General features: G+C 49.6%; 9 protein-coding genes and 1 pseudogene. 6 read left to right on the plus strand and 4 right to left on the minus strand.

Translation table 11 applies throughout. The features are described 5' to 3' along the window. Nucleotides 1–72: 72 nt before the first annotated feature. Both L691_RS0110905 and L691_RS0110910 read left to right on the plus strand, forming a co-directional pair. Nucleotides 73–387: an FtsW/RodA/SpoVE family cell cycle protein gene (locus tag L691_RS0110905; RefSeq protein WP_084654065.1), complete on the plus strand. Its 315-nt coding sequence runs from the start codon at nt 73–75 to the stop codon at nt 385–387. A gap of 61 nt (nt 388–448) precedes the next feature. Further along, the gene (locus L691_RS0110910; RefSeq protein ID WP_025690536.1) at nt 449–991 is read left to right on the plus strand and encodes a hypothetical protein; all 543 of its coding nucleotides are present in this window, start codon (nt 449–451) and stop codon (nt 989–991) included. Nucleotides 992–1,067: 76 nt separating this feature from the next. On the opposite strand, the pseudogene L691_RS0110915 reads toward L691_RS0110910, so the two are convergent. Beyond that, nucleotides 1,068–1,478, minus strand: a pseudogene (locus tag L691_RS0110915) (DUF4395 domain-containing protein); the annotation flags it as partial. A 316-nt stretch (nt 1,479–1,794) separates the two neighbouring features. Here L691_RS0110915 and L691_RS0110920 point away from each other — a divergent pair. Together L691_RS0110920 and L691_RS0110925 are read left to right on the plus strand one after the other, a co-directional pair. Next, nucleotides 1,795–3,246: a DHA2 family efflux MFS transporter permease subunit gene (locus L691_RS0110920; protein ID WP_025690540.1), complete on the plus strand. Its 1,452-nt coding sequence runs from the start codon at nt 1,795–1,797 to the stop codon at nt 3,244–3,246. A 175-nt stretch (nt 3,247–3,421) separates the two neighbouring features. Beyond that, nucleotides 3,422–4,393, plus strand: a complete 972-nt coding sequence (locus tag L691_RS0110925; RefSeq protein WP_025690542.1) for a hypothetical protein — start codon at nt 3,422–3,424, stop codon at nt 4,391–4,393. Between the two features lie 96 nt (nt 4,394–4,489). On the opposite strand, the gene L691_RS0110930 is transcribed toward L691_RS0110925, so the two are convergent. Beyond that, entirely contained in the window at nt 4,490–4,696 is a 207-nt protein-coding gene (locus tag L691_RS0110930) for a DUF1657 domain-containing protein (protein WP_025690544.1), read from the minus strand. Between the two features lie 205 nt (nt 4,697–4,901). On the opposite strand from L691_RS0110930, the gene L691_RS0110935 reads away from it, so the two are divergent. Beyond that, nucleotides 4,902–5,762: a DUF421 domain-containing protein gene (locus L691_RS0110935; RefSeq protein ID WP_025690545.1), complete on the plus strand. Its 861-nt coding sequence runs from the start codon at nt 4,902–4,904 to the stop codon at nt 5,760–5,762. Here the strand turns inward: L691_RS0110935 and L691_RS34240 are convergent. Then, complete coding sequence (locus tag L691_RS34240) at nt 5,759–5,866, minus strand: hypothetical protein (RefSeq protein WP_156934214.1); 108 nt, start codon at nt 5,864–5,866, stop codon at nt 5,759–5,761. The two genes, L691_RS0110935 and L691_RS34240, sit on opposite strands and share 4 nt — an antisense overlap. After that, complete coding sequence (locus L691_RS31975; protein WP_156934213.1) at nt 5,836–6,006, minus strand: hypothetical protein; 171 nt, start codon at nt 6,004–6,006, stop codon at nt 5,836–5,838. The genes L691_RS34240 and L691_RS31975 overlap by 31 nt, the downstream gene beginning before the upstream one ends. 107 nt (nt 6,007–6,113) lie before the next feature. Here L691_RS31975 and L691_RS0110945 point away from each other — a divergent pair, with 107 nt between their 5' ends. After that, nucleotides 6,114–6,701, plus strand: a complete 588-nt coding sequence (locus L691_RS0110945; RefSeq protein WP_084654067.1) for a TetR/AcrR family transcriptional regulator — start codon at nt 6,114–6,116, stop codon at nt 6,699–6,701. Nucleotides 6,702–6,876: the final 175 nt, after the last annotated feature.

Below are 6,876 nucleotides of genomic sequence, written 5' to 3' on the forward strand. Positions count from 1 at the left end.
ACTTCAAGTGTTAGCTAAGTGGGGGAGTGTTCAATCTGATATGATTTTTCCGTATTTGATTTACACCTTTGGCTGGGCAGCAGGCTTCTTCCTTGCGGGGCTTATCTTTGGTTTGTTATACGAACGATACAAGCTTGGTTCTCCGTGCGTGACCTTTACGGAAAAGCCTTGATCGCTGGCGTTGCGCTAATTCTCGCCTTTCAGCTTGTGTACGGGGTGCTCAAATTAAGCGGACACGCCCTCATCATCGGCTTGCCGCTGCCGTTTATCAGTTATGGCGGAAGCCATCTGCTGATCGAATACGGTGCGCTGGGGCTGCTGCTTGGCGTATATCGCAGAAAAGATCTTATGCCGGGCTCGTCCGCCTCATTCGGCAAGAAATTCTAGATATCCCGCATCGTTGAAGGAAATGCTACAATCATAAATATACACACCGGGAGGTCAACCAATGGGACGGGAAGTACAGCATGTGCCTTACGGCTATCAGCCGCCGAATGAGAAACGCAGAGGGACGCTAATCTATTACGATTCCTTTGAGCATACGACCGATGAGGAATTGAGAGCGGCGGCGCAGGCGGCGCTGGACAAAAACTTCAGCAAGCTTGTGCTCTATCCGCTCCATGAGGAAACGGTGCGCAGAATGTCCAAGGAGCCCGCCAGTTCATATTACAAAAGGGAAGACCGTCTCCATGAGTGGAAAAGGGAGCAGGGCGCTTCCTACATTACGGTGGAGAACCTGGAGGGCAAGCGGAAAAAGTATACGCCGATCGACTCGGCCTTGCGTCACTTAACCGAGCGTTATCCGGCGCCGCATTTTCTGTACCTTACACCGGAGACGGCCAATCTGTTCGCCTCATTCTCCTCTTTCGAAGAATGGATTAAGAAGCTGCGCCTGCTGCTGCCGGAAGCGCCGCGCGTTCTGCATCCCCGGCTTGAAAAGTTCCGCCACCGCTGGTCGGTTGTTGGCGAAGAGAACGATGGGGAGAAATGACCGTTAGGCCGTGGACGAGACGAAGAGGAGTGCAGCCGCTGCTCACAGCCTCCCTTAAAAAATAAGAAGGCAGCCATCAGCGGGGGCTGCCTTGTTTCCGTCTATAGGTATACATTTTCCATTGGTAATGGATGAAACAGCCGATGCAGAAGCCGAGTATGGCAACGAAAGCCGCGGCAGCTACAATAGCGGTAAAAATATACGCCGAGATAAACCAACCGACGAGATAGCTGATGAGTCCGGCGGCCAGGCAGAGTACGGCGATGGTCTGATTGAAGTTTTGCTGATCCTCATCTTCGAGAATATAGGAGGAACGGTCTTTCCTCAGAAACCGGGCGGAGAGGCGGATCACAGGATTGTAGCGGAAAATAAGGCCGAGCAGCCCGGCGGCCAGCGGAATGGCCAGAAACCAGTGAAAGCCGGTAAACCAGGTCAGCAGCACGGACAAAACAATGACGGATTGGTTGACCCTGACGAGCGGTTCTGGGAATCCCCTTTAACGTATCGGTCATAATACCTACCTCGCATATTGGAATAGTTAAATTATAATATCTTCCAGTCTATTTTGAAAGTAAAAGACATTGACTTTTAGTTTAAATTTATGATTTTATTGTGTAGACTGAATGTTACCCTCGTACCAGCAGCAATCTTTTTACTGGAAACTTATTGAATTAGAACTTATGTTCGGTTATACTTTGAGATACTACAGTATTAACAGATGATTGGATGAGCTCTTTGAGGCGAGTACAAAGATAGAGAGAAGAATACACTAATAGCAGGAGGAAATAAGAGTGGGAGAAACAATGCAATCTACAGCCATAAACCAGGAAAAAATCAGGAAGATGCCGATCCTAATCGCGCTGCTCCTTAGCGGCTTTATCGGCATGTTCAGTGAAACGGCGCTTAACGTCGCGCTCAGCGTATTAATGGACGCGCTGAATATTACGCCGACTACGGCCCAGTGGTTGACGACGGCTTATTTATTGACACTGGGAATTCTTGTGCCTATCTCGGGCCTGCTGCTTCAACGGTTCACGACGAGACAATTGTTTATTGCATCTTTGGCATTCTCCATCATTGGAACGTTTCTGGCTGCCGCATCGCCAAGCTTCGGATTTTTGCTGATTGCCCGGGTGGTGCAGGCGATGGGAACGGCGCTGCTGCTGCCGCTGTTGTTCAATACGATACTGGTTCTTATTCCGGCAGAAAAAAGAGGCGCGGCCATGGGCATGATCGGTCTTGTCATTATGGTGGCGCCTGCCACCGGACCGACCATTGCCGGTCTGCTTATTGAGAATCTAAGCTGGCACTGGATTTTCTGGCTGCCGCTGCCGTTTCTCGTAATCGCGCTGATTTTCGGCATGATATACATGCAAAATATAACTGAGGTAACCAAGCCCGCAATCGATTGGTTCTCGATTCTGCTCTCCACCGTCGGCTTTGGCGGCGTCGTATTTGGCTTCAGCAGCGCAGGGGAAGCGGAAGGCTGGAGCAATCCCAAAGTGCTGATAGCCATCACCGTCGGAGTTGTGTCGCTGGTGTTGTTCGTATGGCGCCAGTTGACGATGAAGCAGCCGCTGATGGATTTGCGTGCGTTCAAGTACCCAATGTTTGTCGTTGGATTGCTGATGATTTTTATCTGTATGATGGTCATTCTGGCCGCCATGCTGATCCTTCCGCTGTATCTGCAGAATGGACAGGGATTTAGTCCGTTCAAGGCCGGGCTTATGCTGCTTCCGGGGGGGCTTATCAATGGCTTGATGTCGCCGCTAATGGGCCGGCTGTTCGATAAATACGGGCCGAAGTGGCTTGTTATTCCGGGTCTGGTTATTGTTGCGGCGACGCTGTGGCTCTTTGCGGGAATCAACCCGGCTTCCTCGGTTGTGTTCACGATCGTGCTGCACAGCGCGCTGATGATCGGCGTATCGATGGTGTTCATGCCGGCGCAGACGAACGGAATCAACCAGCTTCCGCTTGAGCTGTATCCGCATGGAACGGCCATTATGAATACGCTGCAGCAGGTTGCCGGAGCTGTTGGCACTGCGCTTGCTATCAGCATCATGACGGCTGGCTCGAAAAGTTACCTGGAGAGCGTGGAGAATCCGCTGGACCCGGTTCACCTGATTCCGGCCTTCACTCAAGGGGTTCAGCACGCCTTTATCTTCGCGACGGCTTTGGCCATTGTCGGTCTCGTCATCGCTTTCTTCCTGAAGCGTGTTGTCGTCCGCCATCCGCAGGAAGGCTCTATGCACTAAACGAAAGCTCAACTGTTCTAAAGGCCCTCGCGAGACGCCGGGGGCTTTTTCGCCGAGAAGGGAGCTGTTCTAGAACGAACGTGAAACCTTCTTGTCTGTTCAATTGCAACAAATTGCGGCGTGTGCGCGTCTAGAGGGTAATACACTGCATAACAGCACAGAAAGAAGGATGAATATGAAGACTCTATTTGAAGCATCCGCAAAAATAAAAAGAGGGGCGCTGCTCGGTCTGGCGATCGCTTTGGGCTCCGGGGTAGGCACAGCAGCATTTGCTCCTTCCGTATCGGCAGCTTCGGCTGTAACCGCCGAACAAAGCTTAAGCGTGTATAACCAGTTTCAGAAATATTTGAAAAATTCGGCAAAGACGCCGCTAAGCTTAATCCAGGCGCGTAATTATTTACTAAATCACATAAAAAGAGCCGATTCCTGGCGGGCGACCGTTATGGTGCTTCAGCTCGAAAATGCGCAAAAGGCGAGACTGGAGTCTTTTTACGAAAAGTTCTTTCCAGTGAAGGTGCAGAAGGAAATCGACGACGCTGTCCGTAAGAACGGGCTGCAGACCGGGCTCACCTACAGCCGCTTGCTGAATACCATTACAGATCCCGGCGTTCGGGCCGTATTAACCGAGTCTTCCAGTTATGGATACAAGTTGGAGACAAGTGAGGGCATGTACTACCCCGTGATGCATTACGAGGGTTTCAAATATTTCAAGCCTTATATCGGTAAGGACATCGCCGCCTATATTGATCTGATGGCCACCGATTCCAATAAACCGGCTCTGAACGATGCCGCCATTGTCATTACATGGGATGAGCTGATTAACCGGGCGATTGCCCTGGAATCCTACGTTAAAGAGTACCCGAAGTCCAACCGTACCGCAGCGGCCAATAACAAGCTCCAACTGATGGAAATGTTCGTCTTTTACGGCTCCAACAATACACCTGCCTATGAATATGGTACGGGCGGGGAACCGACAACCATCGATCCCAAGTTAAGACAAGCCTATGAAAAGGCGGTGCAGAACGGAACGGCGGACAGCAGGATTTTGAAGACGATCAAGAGTGTGCTGGAGCTTCTGGATGCGAGCGGCAACAGATGGAACGGGAATATCGAGAAATTTTTGCAGGAATTTAAGCAGTTTGGATGAAAATGAGGATATAACCGGGTAACCGGTTCTGATTGCAAGCTAACAAAGGCCCCACTCCCCACTAACTGGTGGAGAATGAGGCCTTTTGTCTTTTTACTAAAATCCTTTGTATTGCGGCTCTTCGTTTTCCAGATCCTGAACCCGGCTTTCCACTTGTTGAACAATTTGCTGAGTTTGCTGCGCGGCACTGGTAAACAGCGTTTTGGCCTGCTGATTTTGAGTGCTCAGTGCGAACTGTTCAAGGCTGGCTTGAGCGCTTTTCAGTGAAGAAAGGCAAGTTTTTACATCGGAAGCTACAGTCATCGTTAATTCCTCCTGTGTTGGCGTAATTGTATTGGCGTAAGGGAATGAGCCGTTCACTAATATGTGCTCTTTAGGCTGCATTTATTCACCGGTCGGCGTTTTGTTAGGACAGAAACAGCAATAGGACATTTTTGCATAGTTTCGCGAGCCCCGAGAAATAATGAACTTGTTAAAAACACAAAGAAATAATGAGGAGGGCGCTCAAATGCCAACTTGGCTGGAGGTTGTTTTTCGGACCATGTTCGCGGTGGTCGTACTTTTTCTATTAACGAAGATGCTTGGCAAAAGACAGGTGTCCCAGCTTTCTTTCTTCGAATATATTACGGGGATTACGCTTGGCAGTTTGGCAGCTTACGTCTCGATGGATACGGATAAACACTGGCATCTGGGTATGATCGCACTTCTGGTATGGATCGCTATTTCCTTTGGAATCGAATTTCTGCAGCTCAAGAGCAAGAGGGCCAGAGACTTCATTGATTTTAAAGCGACCGTGTTGATTAAGGACGGCAAGATCCTCGAAGAGAATATGAAAAAAGAGCGCCTTACGACGGATGAACTTCTGGAACTGCTGCGTGGCAAAGACGTATTCAAGGTGGCTGATGTTGAGTTTGCGATTATGGAGTCGAGCGGAGAGGTCAATGTGCTGCTGACCCGCGAGAATCAGCCGCTTACTGCGAAGCATCTGGGAATTAAGGTGGCTCCGGAGAAAGAAACCCAGGCCGTCATTATGGACGGAAAATTGATGCCTGAAGCACTCGATATGATGGGGAAGACTCCAAAGTGGCTGCTGGATGAGCTTGAGAAGCAGGAACTTAACTTGCAGGACATTTTCTTGGGCCAAGTCGATGCCTACGGGGATCTGACTGTCGATTTGTATGCAGATAATGCTCAAGTCCCTCAACCGCAGGAGAAGCCGGAGCTATATGCCCTGCTGAAAAAATGCGAAGCCGATTTGGAATTGTTCGGACTGTCCTCTAATAATAAGGACACCAAAAAGCTTTACGAGCAATGCTCGTCCCAGCTTCAGGGAGTGATTGATGAGCTTAAACCGCTGCTGACCACTTAAAGCGCAAGACGCAGCAGCATCAGCGACACAATGCCCACTGTTACTGTTCCGAGCAGGCTGCTCGTTGTGATGGCTACGAAAAAAGCGGGAGCTGCTGTGAACAGCTCCGTATGCTTGTCAACGGGATGAGCTCACCGTCCTGAATCAGCAGCTTCTGCGCCGTCAGAGCGGCCATATATTGGACACTGGCACATGACTTAGTATAGCTCCCGGTCGTCTCTGTCCGGGCTGTTTCCATTTTCATAATGTATTTCACAGCCTCCTATGCTGCATCTGTCAAACTCGAATGATCATAACAATACTTGACTGTTCATTCTTAAATAATTAAGATGTATTCAGAGAGGAGGAGTGATGATGGCAAGACCTCGGGAGTTCGACGAAGAAACGGTACTGGATAAAGCGATGGAACTGTTCTGGAGCAAAGGCTTTGAAAAAACATCGATTCAGGATTTATGCGAGCATACCGGAGTGCATAGAGGCAGCTTGTATGAAACATTCGGGGATAAGAACGATTTGTTTCTGGCCGCGCTTGACCGGTTTCGGATTAATTCCGCAGGGAAGCTGTTTGCGATATTGGAGGAGCCGGGCAATCCGAAGGAGCAGCTTGCCGCCTTCTTCGAACGTCTGACCGAGAACTCCATGGACGACGCAAAAGAACGGCGCGGCTGCTTAATTGCCAATACGGCCGTCGAGCTTGCACCCTTCGACTCCAAGGTAGCGGGCAGGGTGGAGGCCACTCTGCTGGATATGGAGAACCGGTTCTACAGCTTCCTGCTCCGCGCGCAGAAAGAGGGTCAATTGAAAGGGAAGCATAATCTCCGCGAGCTGTCGCGTTTCCTGGTCGGCATGAAGCAGGGATTGCATATTATGGCCAAAACGGCAATCGACCGCAAAACGTTACAGGATATTTATAAGGTGGCACTCTCGGCTATATTTTAATTTTTTTGCATTATTAAAGAATGGGCATTCCTAAATTATGATCTTGAGGCGTGTAGTTGTAGCAATCCCGATTGTATGATATATAAGCAATGGTAGATAAAGATAGTGATAGGGATAGGAGTGAAGGAATGTCGTTAAGAATTGAACACTCCCCCACTTAGCTAACACTTGAAGT

Source organism: Paenibacillus zanthoxyli JH29 (assembly GCF_000520715.1).
GTDB lineage: Bacteria > Bacillota > Bacilli > Paenibacillales > Paenibacillaceae > Paenibacillus_AQ > Paenibacillus_AQ zanthoxyli.